The 15,836-nt window shown below is 72.9% G+C and carries 15 protein-coding genes; 2 read left to right on the forward strand and 13 right to left on the reverse strand.

Annotated elements, in window-relative coordinates; all coding sequences use genetic code 11:
• Nucleotides 1-131 precede the first annotated feature (131 nt).
• The 3 genes from ACF9IK_RS22200 to ACF9IK_RS22210 form a co-directional block, all read right to left on the reverse strand.
• A complete protein-coding gene (locus ACF9IK_RS22200) occupies nt 132-500 on the reverse strand; it encodes a hypothetical protein (RefSeq protein WP_395295886.1) in 369 nt (122 codons plus the stop codon).
• Entirely contained in the window at nt 497-2,020 is a 1,524-nt protein-coding gene (locus tag ACF9IK_RS22205) for an ATP-binding protein (protein WP_395298647.1), read from the reverse strand. Before ACF9IK_RS22205 ends, ACF9IK_RS22200 begins: the two co-directional genes overlap by 4 nt.
• A gap of 84 nt (nt 2,021-2,104) precedes the next feature.
• Nucleotides 2,105-2,782 (reverse strand): response regulator transcription factor, encoded by a 678-nt coding sequence (locus ACF9IK_RS22210; protein ID WP_238862898.1) that lies wholly within the window; start codon nt 2,780-2,782, stop codon nt 2,105-2,107.
• 480 nt (nt 2,783-3,262) lie between these two features.
• Between ACF9IK_RS22210 and ACF9IK_RS22215 the strand changes: the two genes are divergently transcribed.
• Nucleotides 3,263-4,045 (forward strand): SigE family RNA polymerase sigma factor, encoded by a 783-nt coding sequence (locus tag ACF9IK_RS22215; RefSeq protein WP_395295887.1) that lies wholly within the window; start codon nt 3,263-3,265, stop codon nt 4,043-4,045.
• A 238-nt stretch (nt 4,046-4,283) separates the two neighbouring features.
• Here the strand turns inward: ACF9IK_RS22215 and ACF9IK_RS22220 are convergent, their stop codons facing one another.
• The 5 genes from ACF9IK_RS22220 to deoC form a co-directional block, all read right to left on the reverse strand.
• A complete protein-coding gene (locus ACF9IK_RS22220) occupies nt 4,284-4,922 on the reverse strand; it encodes an ATP-binding protein (protein WP_395295888.1) in 639 nt (212 codons plus the stop codon).
• Between the two features lie 47 nt (nt 4,923-4,969).
• Complete coding sequence (locus ACF9IK_RS22225) at nt 4,970-5,380, reverse strand: hypothetical protein (protein ID WP_395295889.1); 411 nt, start codon at nt 5,378-5,380, stop codon at nt 4,970-4,972.
• 225 nt (nt 5,381-5,605) lie between these two features.
• Nucleotides 5,606-6,508, reverse strand: a complete 903-nt coding sequence (locus ACF9IK_RS22230) for an aldehyde dehydrogenase family protein (protein WP_395295890.1) — start codon at nt 6,506-6,508, stop codon at nt 5,606-5,608.
• Nucleotides 6,501-7,982 (reverse strand): aldehyde dehydrogenase family protein, encoded by a 1,482-nt coding sequence (locus ACF9IK_RS22235; protein WP_395295891.1) that lies wholly within the window; start codon nt 7,980-7,982, stop codon nt 6,501-6,503. Before ACF9IK_RS22235 ends, ACF9IK_RS22230 begins: the two co-directional genes overlap by 8 nt.
• Before the next feature lie 5 nt (nt 7,983-7,987).
• Nucleotides 7,988-9,004 carry a deoxyribose-phosphate aldolase gene (deoC, locus tag ACF9IK_RS22240; protein ID WP_395295892.1) on the reverse strand — a complete coding sequence of 339 codons (1,017 nt, stop codon included), beginning with the start codon at nt 9,002-9,004 and terminating at the stop codon, nt 7,988-7,990.
• Between the two features lie 140 nt (nt 9,005-9,144).
• On the opposite strand from deoC, the gene ACF9IK_RS22245 reads away from it, so the two are divergent.
• Nucleotides 9,145-9,819 (forward strand): PH domain-containing protein, encoded by a 675-nt coding sequence (locus tag ACF9IK_RS22245; RefSeq protein WP_395295893.1) that lies wholly within the window; start codon nt 9,145-9,147, stop codon nt 9,817-9,819.
• Nucleotides 9,820-9,959: 140 nt separating this feature from the next.
• Here the strand turns inward: ACF9IK_RS22245 and ACF9IK_RS22250 are convergent, their stop codons facing one another.
• The 5 genes from ACF9IK_RS22250 to pgsB all read right to left on the reverse strand — a co-directional run bounded on the left by ACF9IK_RS22250 (nt 9,960) and on the right by pgsB (nt 15,834).
• On the reverse strand, nt 9,960-11,681 hold the full coding sequence (locus tag ACF9IK_RS22250) for a phospho-sugar mutase (RefSeq protein ID WP_395295894.1): 1,722 nt from the start codon (nt 11,679-11,681) through the stop codon (nt 9,960-9,962).
• A 131-nt stretch (nt 11,682-11,812) separates the two neighbouring features.
• Nucleotides 11,813-12,634: a purine-nucleoside phosphorylase gene (locus ACF9IK_RS22255; RefSeq protein WP_313764083.1), complete on the reverse strand. Its 822-nt coding sequence runs from the start codon at nt 12,632-12,634 to the stop codon at nt 11,813-11,815.
• Nucleotides 12,635-12,761: 127 nt separating this feature from the next.
• On the reverse strand, nt 12,762-13,856 hold the full coding sequence (locus ACF9IK_RS22260) for an NlpC/P60 family protein (RefSeq protein ID WP_395295895.1): 1,095 nt from the start codon (nt 13,854-13,856) through the stop codon (nt 12,762-12,764).
• Nucleotides 13,857-13,897: 41 nt separating this feature from the next.
• Nucleotides 13,898-14,380, reverse strand: coding sequence for a poly-gamma-glutamate biosynthesis protein PgsC/CapC (locus ACF9IK_RS22265; RefSeq protein WP_395295896.1), 483 nt, complete (start codon nt 14,378-14,380; stop codon nt 13,898-13,900).
• Nucleotides 14,377-15,834, reverse strand: a complete 1,458-nt coding sequence (gene pgsB, locus ACF9IK_RS22270; RefSeq protein ID WP_395295897.1) for a poly-gamma-glutamate synthase PgsB — start codon at nt 15,832-15,834, stop codon at nt 14,377-14,379. The genes ACF9IK_RS22265 and pgsB overlap by 4 nt, the downstream gene beginning before the upstream one ends.
• Nucleotides 15,835-15,836: the final 2 nt, after the last annotated feature.

The following is a 15,836-nucleotide window of genomic DNA, read 5'->3' on the forward strand; positions in this document are numbered from 1 at the left end:
CGCTCGTCGCGTGTCCTGGTGCCATGTCGCTGCACGGGGGGAAGGACGTGAGCCGGTGGCGCATCGGTTCCACGCCCGGCGCGAACATTCCGGCGTGCCCCCGGAACGCTGTCCGGGGGCACCCGGCGGGTTTACCGGCAGGTCGCCGTGGGCGTCGCCGTGGGCATCGCGCTGAACGCGTTGTCCGCCGGCGGGGTGGACGCCTTCGGGGTCGGCGAGAGCGTCCCCGACGGGGCCGCCGACGGCGACGGGCTCGCGCCCGCCTTGGCCGGCGGTGCGCCCTGGACGGTCGGCGCCGGCGCCGCCGGAGCGGTCGCCGAGGGCGTGGCGGGCGCGGTGGGTACGTGCACCACGGTCGGACAGGCGGTCCGGCTGGCCGGCGCGCCCGCGTCCACCGGGACGGCGGTCGGGCGGATGCCGCAGCCGGTCGCCAGCGCGAGCAGCAGCACCGCGCCCGCGGCGGGGCGCAGCAGCGGGCGGAAGGGCGTGGCGGCGCTCACTGCGCACTCTCCTCGGTGGCGGTTTCCGCCGGCGGGGGCGGCGGGGTCAGCGGCAGCGTCAGCGTGAACACCGCGCCCACCTCCCCGTTGGCGGCCGTGATCGTCCCCCCGTGGATCTGTGCGTTGGCCATCGCGATCGACAGGCCGAGCCCGCTGCCCTCCGACCGCGCCCTCCCCTTGTCGGCCTTGTAGAACCGGTCGAAGACGTGCGGCAGCACGTCCTCCGGGATGCCGGGGCCGCTGTCGGAGACCTCGACGACGACCACGTCGCCGCCCGGCTCGCCGCCCTGCTCGCGGGACTCCTCCCGGACCTTCACCCGCACCGGCGAGCCGCCGTGCTTGAGCGCGTTGCCGATCAGGTTGGCGAAGACGACGTCGAGCCGGCGCGGGTCGACCACCGCCCGGATGCCGCGCGGGGCGTCCACCTCGACCGCGTCGTACCAGGCCCGGCCGTCGATGCAGGACATGATCAGGTCGGCGATGTCCACCTCGTCGGCGACCAGCTTGGCCGTGCCGGCGTCGAAGCGGGTCACCTCCATCAGGTTCTCCACCAGGTCGGACAGGCGCCGGGTCTCACTGACCACCAGCCGGACGGCCGGCTCGATCATCGGGTCCAGCGACTCCGCCTCGTCCTCCAGGATGTCCGTCACGGCGGTCATCGCGGTCAGCGGCGTCCGCAGCTCGTGCGACATGTCGGCGACGAACCGCCGGCTCTGCGCCTCGCGCGCGCTCAGCTCCTCGACCTGCTCGTGCAGCGACTCCGCGGTCCGGTTGAACGTCCTGGCGAGGTCGGCCAGTTCGTCCGAGCCCTCGACTTCCAGCCGGGTGTCCAGGTGGCCCTCGCCGAGCCGGCGGGCGGCGTCGCCGAGGCGCTTGACCGGGCGCAGCACGGTCGCCGACGCCGCCTGGGCGAGCAGCGCCGAGCCGATCAGCGCCAGCAGCGTGGCGATCGCCAGCGACCAGCCGAGCGTGTTGAGGTCGGCCCGCTCGTTCTCCAGCGACTTGAACATGTACGCCGTCGGACCGGTGGGCACCACCTTGGTGCCGCCGATCACGAACGGCCGGCCCTCCAGGTTCTGCCGCTGCCAGTACAGGTGGTACGGGTACGGGTTGCTCTCGGTGACCTCGCGCGGCTTGGCGACCGTGTCCTGCAGCTTCGCCGGGACGTCGGCCAGCGTGAAGCCCGCCGGGTTCGACGAGGCGACGCAGTCCGGCCGCGCGGCGTCGCCGACCACCACCTGGTAGTTGAGGCCGCTGCTGGCGACGCTGGTGGCGAGCCTGACCAGGTCGTCGCAGGTCGCGTTCAGCGGCAGTTCGGAGACGTTGCGGCTGAGCGAGACGCGGAAGTCGTTGAGGGCGGTGTCCTGGGCGCGTTTGAGCACCGCGTCGCGGTTGAGCCAGTACGCGATGCCGGAGGCGGAGACGGCGGTGGTCAGGGCGACGGCGGCGAACACCGCGATCAGCCGCACCCGCAGGGAGCGCAGCCGTCGCCACGGGCCCGAGGAGAACCGGCTGGTCATCGTCTGGTGGTCAGTCACGGGAGCCTGTCGTAGCGGTAGTTCAGGAGAGCCGGGGTATCAGGGCGAGCGGGCGGTCGGCGGCGCTCATGCGGGCGGGTCCAGCCGGTAGCCGACCCCGCGCACGGTGCGGATCAGCGTCGGCGCCGAGGGGACGTCCTCGACCTTGGCCCGCAGCCGCTGAACGCACGCGTCCACCAGCCGGGAGTCGCCGAGGTAGTCGTGCTCCCAGACCAGGCGCAGCAGCTGCTGGCGGGAGAGCGCCTGACCGGGCCGGCGGCTGAGCTCCAGCAGCAGTCGCAGCTCGGTCGGGGTGAGCTGGAGGTCCTCGCCGTCCTTGGTGACGGTCATCGCCGCCCGGTCGATCACCACGCTGCCGAAGGCCGAGGAGTCCGAGCTCTCGCGCTCGCCGCGGCGCAGCACGGCCCGGATCCGGGCGTCCAGGACGCGCGGCTGGACGGGTTTGACCACGTAGTCGTCCGCACCGGACTCCAGGCCGACCACCACGTCGATGTCGTCGGACCGCGCGGTCAGCAGGATGATCGGCAGCTGGTCGGTCCGCCGGATCCGGCGGCAGACCTCGAAGCCGTCGATTCCGGGCAGCATGACGTCCAGCACGATCAGGTCCGGCCGCTGCTCCTTGAAGAGCCTCAGACCGTCCTCGCCGGAGGCGGCGGTGGCCACTTTGTGGCCCTGGCGGGTGAGGGCGAGTTCGAGGCCGGTGCGGATGGCGTCGTCGTCCTCGATCAGAAGGAGGAAAGGCACGGCCTCATTCTGGCTCACCCGGAGCGGCGAATCACCCCCCGGCACCGGTCACCGCCCGGGCGGGAACCGGAATGTTCGCCACCGGCGTCCGTGAGGGCGGGTGGGAGTGCGGGATGAAGGGCCCGGCCCTGTGACACCCCTGTGACAGTCGGCGGACAGGCCCATCACAACCGGCGGGCAGGATTTTCCATGTCGCCGCAGGACAGCGGGCCAACCGGCCGGCTGGAGGGCGGCAACAGGAACCGCTCGTACCGACCAAGGGGGCGCACGATGAACGCCACGCTTCAGACCCGGACCAACCCGGCTGTCCGCACCGCGCGTTCGTCAGCGACCACCCACCGGACCCGGTTCGAGGTCAGGACCGACGAGGCCTCCGGTGCCGTGACCGTACGGGGGTGCGCGCACAGCACCGGTGGAAACACTGCTGCCTGCCGGGTGAGCGGCGGCAGCAGGCCGGGGGAGCTTCACGGAATCGGCCGCATGGGGAGTGCGGTCGACTCCGCCAACACCCTCACGCTGCGGGGGATCCTCCCCGTCCGCGTCGAGGGCAAGGACACCCTGGGGGGGAACGGGGGAACCAGGGGGATCGGGGGGAGCGGTCTCCGGACGGTCGATTCGGGGGAATCGGCCGGCCGTGAGGCCGCGGGCGCGACGCTGCTGCGACTGAACCCCGCAGCGGCCCGTGCCACCGAGGCGGGACAGGGAGGCGCGCAGGGGGAGCACCCGGCCGTCGCGGCGGACCACGTCAACGAGTTCACCACGTACGTGCGCGAGCGCCGCGCCTCCCTGTACGCCACGGCGTACCACCTCACCGGTGACCGCTACGAGGCCGAGGACCTGCTGCAGAGCGCGCTCTTCAGCACCTACCGGGCCTGGGGCCGGATCACCGACAAGGCCGCGGTCGGGGGCTACCTCCGCCGCACCATGACCAACCTGCACATCTCCGCCTGGCGGCGCCGCAAGGTCAACGAGTACCCGACCGAGGAGCTGCCGGAGACGGCCGGCGACACCGACGCGATGGGCGGCACCGAGCTGCGCGCCGTGCTCTGGCAGGCGCTGGCCAAGCTGCCGGAGAACCAGCGGACCATGCTGGTGCTGCGGTACTACGAGGGCAAGACCGACCCGGAGATCGCCGATGTGCTCGGCATCAGCGTCGGCACGGTGAAGAGCAGCATCTGGCGCGCCCTGCGCAGGATGCGCGAGGACGAGCACCTGAACAAGTCGGGCGACACCGCCCGTGCGTTCGGTGAGCTGGTCGCGTAACGGCGACCGGCCGGCCGCGGGGGACGCGGCCACGGGAGCTCCCGTCGGGGGACGGGTAGCGGACGGTCAGCGGATCGGTGGCGCCGGCTCGGGGGAGCGGCGCCGTCGGGGGAGTCCGGCGGCCGTCCAGGAGGGACGGCGGGCCCGGTGCGGGGGAGACGCACTCGGCCCGTCGTCGTTTCGTCGTGCACGGGCCCGGCGCGAGGCCGGGGGAGCGGCGAGCGGGCGGGGTCGCCGCTCAGACCGCGGAGTACTCCGCCGCCCGGGCCGCCGCGGTGATCCGGCGCGCGGCCTCCACCCCGGCGCACGGGTACGAGCCGAGGGCCACCTGACGATCGACGATCGAGCGCTCGGCGCGCATCAGGCGCCAGCCGCGGCGCACCAGCACCGGCAGCGACTTGCGGCCCTCGCGGACGTCCCGGCGCAGTCGGCGCCAGGCGGTGGTGAGGGCGCCGTTGCGCAGGCACAGCGCGTCGCCGAGCAGGCCCTCGGCGGCGCACTCGGCGGTGATCTCGGCGGCGAAGATGCCCTCGGCGATGAACGCGGGGGCGCCGGCGAGGTCGAGCACCCGGGTGTCGATCCGGCCGTTGTGCGGGATCGAGTACACCGGGACGTCGGCGCGGCCGGTCTCGTACAGGCTGCGGATGGCGGCGACGGCCTGGTCGCGGTGCCAGGCGAGCGGGGAGTCCCAGTCCACCGCGCCGTCGGGCAGCAGCGGCAGGGTCGGGTCGTCCCCGTCCTTGTAGAAGTCGTCGAGCTGGAGCACCGGAAGGCCGCTGCGCTCGGCGAGCGAGGACTTCCCCGAACCGGAGGGGCCGGACAGCAGGACCACCCGGGCGCGGGTCGTCGGCACAGGGTTCAGCGGGGAGTCACTCACGAGACACCAGTCTGACGCATCCGGACCCGATGCCGAAACCGGGCGGATCAGCCTTTCCGAACGGCCCGGGGGTCGGTGAGGGCGGCCTGGACCAGCGGCAGGTACCGGGTGTCGACCTGGAGGTGGACCGGGTGCCCGTCCCCGGGCGGCAGGTAGGTGGTGGCGGCCCAGTCCTGGTCGTACCAGGTGTCGGGCGCGGGCTCGTGGAAGGTGCCGCCGCAGGCCAGTTCGATGTGGCCGAGGACACGCGAGCCGAAGCCGACGCCGGCGGCTCCCGGGGCGATGTGCAGCCGGCCGTTGACGTACTCGCGCCGCCAGCCGGGGCGGTCGGAGCGGGCCGAGCAGGGCACCCGGACGGGGCGCCCGGCGGCCAGCCGGCGGCGGGTGCGGGCCACGTGCAGTCTGCGCAGGAACCCGTCCGCGAACAGCGTCATCAGTTCGGCTGTGAGATCCCCCACGGCGTCCTCCCCCTCGATCGTCTCCGGTACGGACGATTCTTCCCGGGCCGGATCCGCGCCGGGATCGCCGAAAGGCGGAACCGCGCGGCGACGAAAGTCGACGGACCCGCACCAGGGGGGGGGAGAGGTGCGGGTCCGTCCAATGACCGTCCGGGCCCTGGGGGGGAGAGGGCGTTGGGGACGGCCAGTCTGTGGAGTTGTTCGGTCAGCGGGTGACGGGAACGGTCAGATCCCCATCGGGTGCCAGACCGTCTTCGTCTCCAGGAACGAGAGTAGCCGGTCGGTACCGGGCGCATTGGTCCAGTCCTGGGCGAACGGGTCCAGCTCCGGACGGACCACCCGCTTCAGGGTATCCGCGGCAGAGGCCTCCAGGACACCCGCCGCGCCGGGTCCGTCGGCGGCGATGGCCCCGGTGAGGTCCAGCGCGTTGACGTCCTGGTGCGAGGCCAGGGTCGGCGCGATGTCGACGGTACGGCCGGAGATGATGTTGACCACGCCGCCGGGGACGTCCGAGGTGGCCAGCACCTCGCCCAGCGACAGGGCCGGCAGCGGGGCGTCCGCGGCCGCCGCGACCACCACGGTGTTGCCGGTGGCGATGGCGGGCGCGATCACCGAGACCAGGCCGAGCAGCGAGTGCCCGTAGCCGGCCTGCGGGGCGACGATCCCGACCACGCCGGTCGGCTCCGGGGTGGAGAGGTTGAAGTACGGCCCGGCGACCGGGTTGGCCCCGCCCGCGATCTGGGCGACCTTGTCGGTCCAGCCCGCGTACCAGACCCAGCGGTCGATCGCCGCGTCCACCAGGGCAGCGGCCTTCTTCGGGCCGATGCCCTCGGACAGCGCCACCTCGGCGGCGAACTGCTCGCGCCGGCCCTGCAGCATCTCGGCCACCCGGTACAGCACCTGGCCGCGGTTGTACGCGGTGGTGCCGGCCCAGCCCTTGACCGCGGCGCGGGCCGCGAGCACGGCGTCGCGGGTGTCCTTGCGGGTGCCGAGCGGGGCGTTGGCGAGCCACTCGCCGTTGGAGTCCGTCACCTCGTACACCCGCCCGCTCTCGGAGCGCGGGAACTTCCCGCCGACGTACAGCTTGTAGGTCTTGAGGACGTCAAGACGCGTCACGACATCAGACATCGAGGTAGGCCTCCAGACCGTGGCGGCCACCCTCGCGGCCGTAGCCCGACTCCTTGTAGCCGCCGAACGGCGAGGTCGGGTCGAACTTGTTGAAGGTGTTGGCCCAGATCACGCCGGCCTTGAGCTTGTCGGCCATCCAGAGGATCCGCGAGCCCTTCTCCGTCCAGATGCCGGCGGAGAGGCCGTACGGGGTGTTGTTGGCCTTCGCGACCGCCTCGTCGGGGGTGCGGAAGGTCAGCACCGACAGGACCGGGCCGAAGATCTCCTCCTGGGCGATCCGGTGGGCCTGGCTGACGCCGGTGAACAGGGTCGGCTTGAACCAGAAGCCGGTGCCCGGCAGCTCGCAGGCGGGCGACCAGCGCTCGGCGCCCTCGGCCTCGCCGGCCTCGGTCAGCGCGGTGATCCGGGCCAGCTGCTCGGCGGAGTTGATCGCGCCGATGTCGGTGTTCTTGTCCAGCGGGTCGCCGACCCGCAGGGTGGCCATCCGGCGCTTCAGGGCGTCCAGCAGTTCGTCCTGCACCGACTCCTGGACCAGCAGGCGCGAGCCCGCGCAGCAGACGTGGCCCTGGTTGAAGAAGATGCCGTTGACGATGCCCTCGACCGCCTGGTCGATCGGCGCGTCGTCGAAGACGATGTTGGCGGCCTTGCCGCCCAGCTCCAGGGAGAGCTTCTTGCGGGTGCCGGCCAGCTGCTTGGCGATCGCCCGGCCGACCGGGGTGGAGCCGGTGAAGGCGACCTTGTTGACGTCCGGGTGCGCGGTGAGCGCGGCACCGGTGCGGCCGTCGCCGGTGACGATGTTGACGACGCCCTTCGGCAGGCCCGCCTGGCGGCAGATCTCGGCGAAGCGCAGCGCGGTCAGCGGGGTGGTCTCGGCCGGCTTGAGCACGACCGTGTTGCCCGTCGCCAGCGCCGGGGCGATCTTCCACGCCAGCATCAGCAGCGGGAAGTTCCACGGGATGACCTGGCCGGCCACGCCCAGCGGCTTCGGGTTCGCGCCGAAGCCGGCGTAGTCCAGCTTGTCGGCCCAGCCCGCGTAGTAGAAGAAGTGCGCGGCGACCAGCGGCAGGTCGACGTCGCGGGTCTCGCGGATCGGCTTGCCGTTGTCGATCGACTCCAGCACGGCCAGCTCGCGGCTGCGCTCCTGGATGATCCGGGCGATCCGGAACAGGTACTTGGCGCGCTCGCTGCCCGGCAGCGCCGACCAGTCGGTGAAGGCCTTGCGGGCGGCGGCGACGGCACGCTCGACGTCCTCGTCGGTGCCCTGGGCGAACTCGGCGAGCACCTGCTCGGTGGCCGGGTTGACCGTCTTCAGGGCCTCGCTGCCGGAGGAGTCGACGAACTCGCCGCCGATGAAGTGGCCGTACGAGGTGGCGATGTCACCCGCGGCGGCGGGCGACTCGGGGGCCGGGGCGTACTCGAAGAGGGCGCCGCGCTTCTCGGTCACGGGCTCCTCGGTGTTCTTCTTCTTGGCCATGGTGATCAGTCCACCGTCACGTAGTCGGGACCGGAGTACCGTCCGGTGGTCAGCTTCTGACGCTGCATCAGCAGGTCGTTGAGCAGGCTGGAGGCGCCGAAGCGGAACCAGTGCGGGGTGAGCCAGTCGTCGCCGAGCGTCTCGTTGACCATCACCAGGTACTTCATGGCGTCCTTGGTGGTCTTGATGCCGCCGGCGGGCTTCACACCGACCTGGACGCCGGTCTGCGCGCGGAAGTCGCGGACCGCCTCCAGCATCAGCAGGGTGACCGGCGGGGTCGCGTTGACGGCGACCTTGCCGGTGGAGGTCTTGATGAAGTCGGCACCCGCGAGCATCGCCAGCCACGAGGCGCGACGCACGTTGTCGTACGTCTGCAGCTCGCCGGTCTCGAAGATCACCTTGAGGTGGGCGTAGGTGCCGTCCGCGCGCTTGCACGCTTCCTTGACGGCGACGATCTCGTTGAAGACGTCGAGGTAGCGGCCGGAGAGGAAGGCGCCCCGGTCGATCACCATGTCGATCTCGTCGGCGCCCGCCGCGACCGCGTCGGCGGTGTCGGCGAGCTTCACCGGGAGGGCGGCGCGGCCGGCCGGGAAGGCGGTGGCGACGGAGGCGACCTGGATGTCGGTGCCCTGCAGCGCCGCCTTCGCGGTGGCGACCATGTCCGGATAGACACAGATGGCGGCGACGCGGGGGGTGGTCGGGTCGGTCGGGTCGGGGGTCCTGCCCTTGGTGCAGAGTGCGCGCACCTTGCCGACCGTGTCCGCGCCCTCCAGCGTGGTCAGGTCGATCATCGAGATGGCGAGGTCGATGGCGTACGCCTTCGCCGTGGTCTTGATGGAGCGGGTACCGAGAGTGGCGGCACGCGCCTCCAGGCCGACCTGGTCGACGCCGGGCAGGCCGTGCAGGAAGCGGCGGAGCGAGGCCTCGGACGCCGCGACGTCCTGGAGACCGCCGCCCGCAGCGCCTGGGGGTACCTCCCGGCCGCCAGGCTGGGGGAGGGCGTTGGCTGCAAGAGTGGACATAGTCACCAGACCAGCATATCTACGCGCGTAGTCAACCGCTAGGGCCGCGACCTTTCGATGCCGGACCGATATCTGCGAACCCCTCCCGCCCCACTCGCCCCCCCTGTGGATCGGCCGGGTCATGCGGCAGAATCGTCGGCATGACCGAATCCGACGGCAAGCCCCACCAGGGCCCTGCCGGTTCCGCCGACGAGCCCGTGTACGCCGACCGCGTGTACCGCTCCATTCCCGGGGTGATCTCCGGTGTGCTGTTGCTGGCCGTGGCCGCCTGGCTGATCGGGGACGCGGCGCTGACCGGGACCGGGAAGACGCCGTACGTGGCGCTGGCCGCCGTCCCGGTGTTCGCCTTCCCGGTGATCGCCTACACCCTGCGGCCGGCCGTGCTGGCCAACGACCGCCGGCTGGTGGTGCGCAACCCGCTGCGGACCATCACGGCGCCGTGGGCCGCGGTGGACGCGCTGCGGGCCGGGTACTCGGTCGAGCTGCTGGCGGACGGCCGGAAGTTCCAGGTCTGGGCCGTCCCGGTCTCGCTGCGCCAGCGCAAGCGGGCCAACCGCGTCCGCGACCGCGGCGGCGCCGAGCACGTGTCCCGGCTGGGCATGGTCGTGGGCAAGCAGCCCACCCCGGTGGTGGCCGGTGCGTCGGACCCGACCCGCGCCTGGTCCGACCAGGTGGTCGGCATCCTCCAGGAGATGGCCGAGCGGAACTCCTCGCGCCCCGACGCCTCCGGCCCGGTGACCGTGTCGTGGTGCTGGTGGATCATCGCGCCGACCCTGGTCGGCCTGATCGCGCTGATCACCGTGATCGCGGCCTGACCCGCAGCCGCAGCCGTCCTCGGGTCCGGTCCGACCGGTCCCGCCGCTCGCGTGGCCGGACAGGCCGGACAGCACCGAAGGGGCCCGCCTCGGGAACGGCGGGCCCCTTCGTCGTCGGCGCGGGCGAACCCCGCGGCGCCTCAGGCCTCGATGCCGGCGGCGGTGGCGAGGTCGCGCTTGATGGCGGCGAGCAGCTCGGCCGCCCGGTCGCGGGCGCCGGTCAGGTCGGCGGCGGAGGCGACCGGGAGGACGACCTCCAGGTAGCACTTCAGCTTGGGCTCGGTCCCGGACGGGCGGACCACGATCCGGGCCGAGCGGACGGCCTCCCCGGCCAGGTAGTAGCGCAGGCCGTCGGTGGGCGGCAGGTCCGGGGAGCCGGCGGTCAGGTCGTCGGCCCTGGTGACGGCGAGCCCGGCCAGCACGGTCGGCGGCTGCTCGCGCAGCGTCCGCATCGCGTCGGCGATCAGCGAGAGGTCCTGGACCCGGACGGAGAGCTGGTCCGTGGCGTGCAGGCCGTGCTCCAGCGCCAGGTCGTCCAGCAGGTCGTTCAGGGTGCGGCCGGACTGCTTGAGGGTGGCGGCCAGCTCGGCCACCAGCAGGGCGGCGGTGATGCCGTCCTTGTCGCGCACGCCCTGCGGGTCGACGCAGTAGCCGAGCGCCTCCTCGTAGCCGTAGCGCAGGCCGTCGGCGCGGGCGATCCACTTGAAGCCGGTCAGCGTCTCCGCGTAGCCCAGGCCGGCCGCCTCGGCGATCCGGCCGAGCAGGGTGGAGGAGACGATGGTGGTGGCGAACGTGCCGGCGGCCTTCTTGGCGACCAGCGCGGCGCCGAGCAGGGCGCCCACCTCGTCGCCGCGGAGCATCCGCCAGCCGGTGCCGTTGCCGGCCCCGACGGCGTTGCCGTTGGCCGGGACGGCCACCGCGCAGCGGTCGGCGTCGGGGTCGTTGGCGATGACGATGTCCGGACCGGTCGCGGCGGCGGTGCGGAAGGCGAGGTCCATCGCCCCCGGCTCCTCCGGGTTGGGGAAGGCCACGGTCGGGAAGTCCGGGTCCGGCTCGGCCTGCTCGGCGACCACCGTCGGGGCCGGGAAGCCGGCCCGGTGGAAGGCAGCCACCAGGGTGTCGCGGCCGACGCCGTGCATCGGGGTGTAGACGACGGAGAGGTCGCGCGGACTGTGCTCGTCCACGATCGACGCGGCGCGGGTCAGGTACGCCTCGACGACCTCCTCGCCGACCACCTCCCAGCCGTCCGCGGCCAGCGGGACGTCGGCGAGCGCGCCGATCGCGTCGATCTCGGCGGCGATCCCGGCGTCGGCCGGCGGCACGATCTGCGAGCCGTCGCCCAGGTAGACCTTGTAGCCGTTGTCCTGCGGCGGGTTGTGGCTGGCCGTCACGGTGACGCCGGCGGCCGCGCCCAGGTGGCGGACGGCGAAGGCGAGCACCGGGGTGGGCAGGGCGCGCGGCAGCAGTGCGGCGCGCAGGCCGGCGCCGACCACGACGGCCGCGGTGTCGCGGGCGAAGTCGTAGGACTTGTGCCGGGCGTCGTAGCCGATGACGACCAGGTCGCCCAGGTTCTCCTTCTTCACGTACGCGACCAGGCCGGCGGCGGCCCGGATCACCACCGCGCGGTTCATCCGCATCGGGCCCGCGCCCAGCTCACCGCGCAGGCCGGCGGTGCCGAACTGGAGGCGGTCGGCGAACCGCTCGGCCAGCTGGGCCCAGGCGAGCTTGCTCTCGGACTCGGCCTCCGGAGCCTCGGCGGCGGCCAGCAGCGCGGCCAGCTCAGCGCGGGTCTGCGGGTCGGGGTCCTCGGCCAGCCAGGCCCGCGCGCGGGCGAGGAGGTCGGTGGTGGGTGCCTGCGTCATGCCAGCTCCGATGGAAGAGGTTCCGCAAAGTGGTGGGGGTGCGCATGCGGACGGGGCCCGCAGGCGGGTGTGATCAGCGGATCACAGCCGCCCGCGGACCCCGTCGCTCATGATTGTGCGCCGGATCCGGGTCAGATCCGCTCAAGGACCTTCGCCAGCAGCGCGCCCATGCGCTCGGCGGAGGCCTTGCCGGCCTCCAGCACCTCGGCGTGGTTGAGCGGCTCGCCGGTGATGCCCGCGGCCAGGTTGGTGACCAGCGAGATGCCGAGCACCTCGGCGCCGGCCTCGCGGGCGGCGATGGCCTCCAGGGTGGTGGACATGCCGACCAGCTCGCCGCCGATCACCCGGGCCATGTTGACCTCGGCCGGGGTCTCGTAGTGCGGCCCGCGGAACTGCACGTAGACGGCCTCGTCCAGGGTGGAGTCGACCTCGCGGCAGAGGTCGCGCAGGCGCTTGGAGTAGAGGTCCGTCAGGTCGACGAAGTTCGCGCCGACGATCGGGGAGTCCGCGGTCAGGTTGATGTGGTCGCTGATCAGGACCGGCTGGCCGGGGACCCAGCCCTCGCGCAGACCGCCGCAGCCGTTGGTCAGCACGATGATGCCGCAGCCGGCCGCGGCGGCGGTGCGCACGCCGTGGACGACGGTGGCCACGCCGTGGCCCTCGTAGTAGTGGTTGCGGCCCAGGAAGATCAGGGCGCGCTTCTCGCCGATCTTGACCGAGCGGATCGTGCCGGCGTGGCCGGCCACGGCGGGGGCGGGGAAGCCCGGGAGTTCGGTGACCGGGAACTCCGCCACGGTCTCGCCGAGGGCGTCGGCGGCCGGCACCCAGCCGGAGCCCATCACCAGGGCGACGTCGTGGCGCTCGGCACCGGTCAGCTCGCGCAGGCGCTCGGCGGCGGCCTGGGCGGCGGCGTAGGGGTCGGCGGAGACGACCGACTGAGGAGATGCGTTCACGCATCCGAGGATAGACGGGAAATGGCTACGCGCGTAGAAGATCCGGGTGCGACGTGCCGGATCGTTACCCGGATGGCGTGAAAGTACAGCTCGGAGGGCGTGCCCGTGCAGTACGACCCGGAGCAATCTACAGCCGCTTGGCGCTCCGTAGGCCCTTGGCGTACATGCCGTTGTCGTCCAGCCGGGCGGTGCCCCCCTTGTCGCCGAAGGTCGGGCCGTCCGCCTCTTCGCGGCTGGAGATGTAGCGCGGGTGGCCGTCGGTGTCCAGGCCCAGGTAGATGCCGGTGTGGTCGAGCCGGGCGCCGGTGCGGGCGTCGATCTCGAAGAAGACCAGGTCGCCGGGGAGCAGGAGGTCGATCGAGGTGGGCCGCAGGGTGGTGTCCGAGCCGGGGGCGGTGGTCAGCGGCAGCACCGGCACGCCGGGGCCCAGCCGGGCCAGGCCGTTGGCGGTGCGCGGCAGGCCGTTGCCGGCCACGTCCTTGGAGAGCAGCGGGTAGCCGGAGCGGTAGCCGTAGACCATGCGGACGAAGCCGGAGCAGTCGAACGCGCCGTAGCGGGTCCGGTCGGGCTGCTTGGTGACCTTGTCGGCGAAGGTGTAGGCGGTGCCGAGGTAGTCGACGAAGTCGGACTGCTCCAGCCGCAGGTCGTTGCCGACCGAGCCGTTGGGGTTGAGCGGGCCGAACGAGGCGTCGCCCTTGATCCGCACGCCCTTCGCGTCCCTGCCCTCGGGCGCGCCCGCCAGGTACTGGGTGGCCACGGCGAGCACGTCGTCGGCGGTGGAACCGAGCGACTGCTGGAACCAGGTGCGGAACCAGCCCTCGTTCTCGGCGCCGGCCTTCCAGGCCTGCGGCATCAGCCGGACCCAGCTGTCGGTGACCAGGGTGGCCGTGGTGGTGCCCGGCTCGGCGAAGGTGCGGCTCGGGCCGGCCAGGACCGCGGTGCGGGCGCCGTCGGTCAGGGCGGCGACCACGTCGCCGAGCGGGTCCCGGACGATCGTCCGGTCCGGGCCGGTCAGCCGCTCGTACCGGTAGCCGGCCGCGGCCTTCGCGGTGGCCCGGCCGGCGTCCGGGGCCGGCCGGGCGGCGGCGATCAGCGGCGCGGTGCCGCCGGCCTCGGCGGGCCGGCGCTCGCGGTCGCGCAGCTGGACGGTGAGGTAGCCGCTGGTGGCCAGCAGGGTGACGGCGAGGCCGCCGCTGAGCAGGGACTTCCGGGTGATGGGCATGACGCCTCCTCCTGGAGCGGGGACGGGGTCGGGTACCGGGATCAGGTACCGGGGAGGGCACCGAGCAGCACGCCGGCGGTGAGGACCACGTAGTTGGCGAGCGTCACCGTGCTGGTGGCCATCAGGGTGGCGGCCCGGGGCTGGCGGACCAGCTGGTAGGCGATCAGGCCGGGGACGATGAAGCCCAGGGTCTGGTTGGCGTACAGGGTGGGCAGTTCGTGCTGGAGGGCCAGCATCACGGTGGCCTGGAGCAGCACACCGACCAGCACCACGGCGGCGAACAGCCGCTTGCCGTAGAGGATCACCAGCTTCTGGAGCACCCGGGTGGCGAGGAAGGTCAGCACCGTCACGCCGATCACGATGGCCACCCGCTGGAGGTCCTCGACCAGGGTGAGGGCCAGCCAGCCGGGGGTGATCATGCCGCCGGGCGAGAGGTTGGTCGTCAGGTAGCAGACGAGTGAGAAGACCAGACCGAGCGCGATGCCGATGGCGGCGATGTCGGGGGTGAGCTCGGTGGGGATCACGGCTGGTCTCCGTACGGGAAGGGCTGGCGGTGGCGGGCGGGAGCCGGTTCGAACCAGGAGTCGGGCAGCGGCTCCGGGACGTCGGCGGGCCAGGGCGGCGCGGGGCTGACGGCGTGGGAGCGGCCCCGGTGGTCGAAGCCGACGGCGGGCTCGCCGTACGCGGGGTGGGCGGGCTCGTCGTACGCGGGGTGGGCGGGCTCGTCGTACGCGAAGTGGGCGGGGGCGGGCTCGCCGTACGCGGGGTGCGCGGGGGCGTCCGGCTCGTCCGGCGCCTCGTCCGGGACCAGGCGGGCCAGCTCCTCCAGGAACAGCTCGCCCTGGCCGTGGATGTTGCCGACCGCGACCAGCGAGGAGTCCGGGCCCAGGTGGCCCAGCAGCTCGGCGGTGAGTGCCGCCGGGTCGCGCCGGTCGCCGCCGAGGTCGACCACCCGGCCCGACCAGCCGCCGGGTATGCCGTCCCGGGCGCTCCTGGTCGGGTGGCCGATCAGGAAGACCGTGTCCGGGTCGAGGTCCGGCACGATCTGCCCCATCTGGCCGTTGCGTTCGACGCGGTCCGGCCGGCAGTTGATCACCACGCTGAGCGGTCGGTGGATGGCACCGAGGCCCTCCAGCTGGCGGACGTTCATCAGGGTGGACTCGGGGTCGTTGGCGGCGAAGACGTTGGCGAACCGCAGCCGCTTGCCGTCCTCGGTGCGGTAGCGCTCGACCGAGAGCACCCCCGGGTCCGGCGGGGCCTGCCACATGCCCTGCAGGGCCGTCCGCCGTTCCACGCCGAGCAGCTCGGCGACGGCGAGGGCGATCGCGACGTTCTCCTTGAAGGTGAACCAGCTGAACCCGCGCAGCTCCTCGTCGGTGACCGACTCGGGGTCGACCACGATCAGCTCGCAGTTCCTCTTCGCGGCCTCCTCGCGCAGGATGTGCGCCCGTTCCTGCTCGGCGGTGACGCAGACGCCGCCGACCGGCATCGAGCGGGACAGCGAGCGGGCGACGTCGTCCAGGGTGGGGCCCATCTCGGCGAGGTGGTCCTCGCGGACGTTGCAGAGCACGCCGATGGTGGAGCGGATCAGCTTGGTCTGGTTGACCTCCTGGAGCGCCGGCATCACCGCCATGCACTCGATCACCAGCGCGTCCGGCCGGTAGGTCGCGGCGCGGCGGACGATGCCGATCTGCTCCACCACGTTGGCGATGCCGAACTTGCGGTAGACCGGTTCCTCGGTGGCGTCCGGGTGGATGAACCGGGCCGCGGTGCCGGTGGTCTTGGCGACCGTGACCAGCCCGCCGCCGCGCAACGCGCCCGCGCAGAGCCGGGTGATGGAGCTCTTGCCGCGGATGCCGTTGACCAGCACACGGGTGGGGATCTGCTCCAGCGCGGAGAAGTGCCGGCGCTGCTCGACGACGCCCGCCACCAGCAGGACGGCGCAGCACGCCAACAGCACGAAGTAGAGGAAGAGCACGG

It is taken from the genome of Kitasatospora hibisci (genome assembly GCF_043950205.1).
GTDB lineage: Bacteria > Actinomycetota > Actinomycetes > Streptomycetales > Streptomycetaceae > Kitasatospora > Kitasatospora hibisci.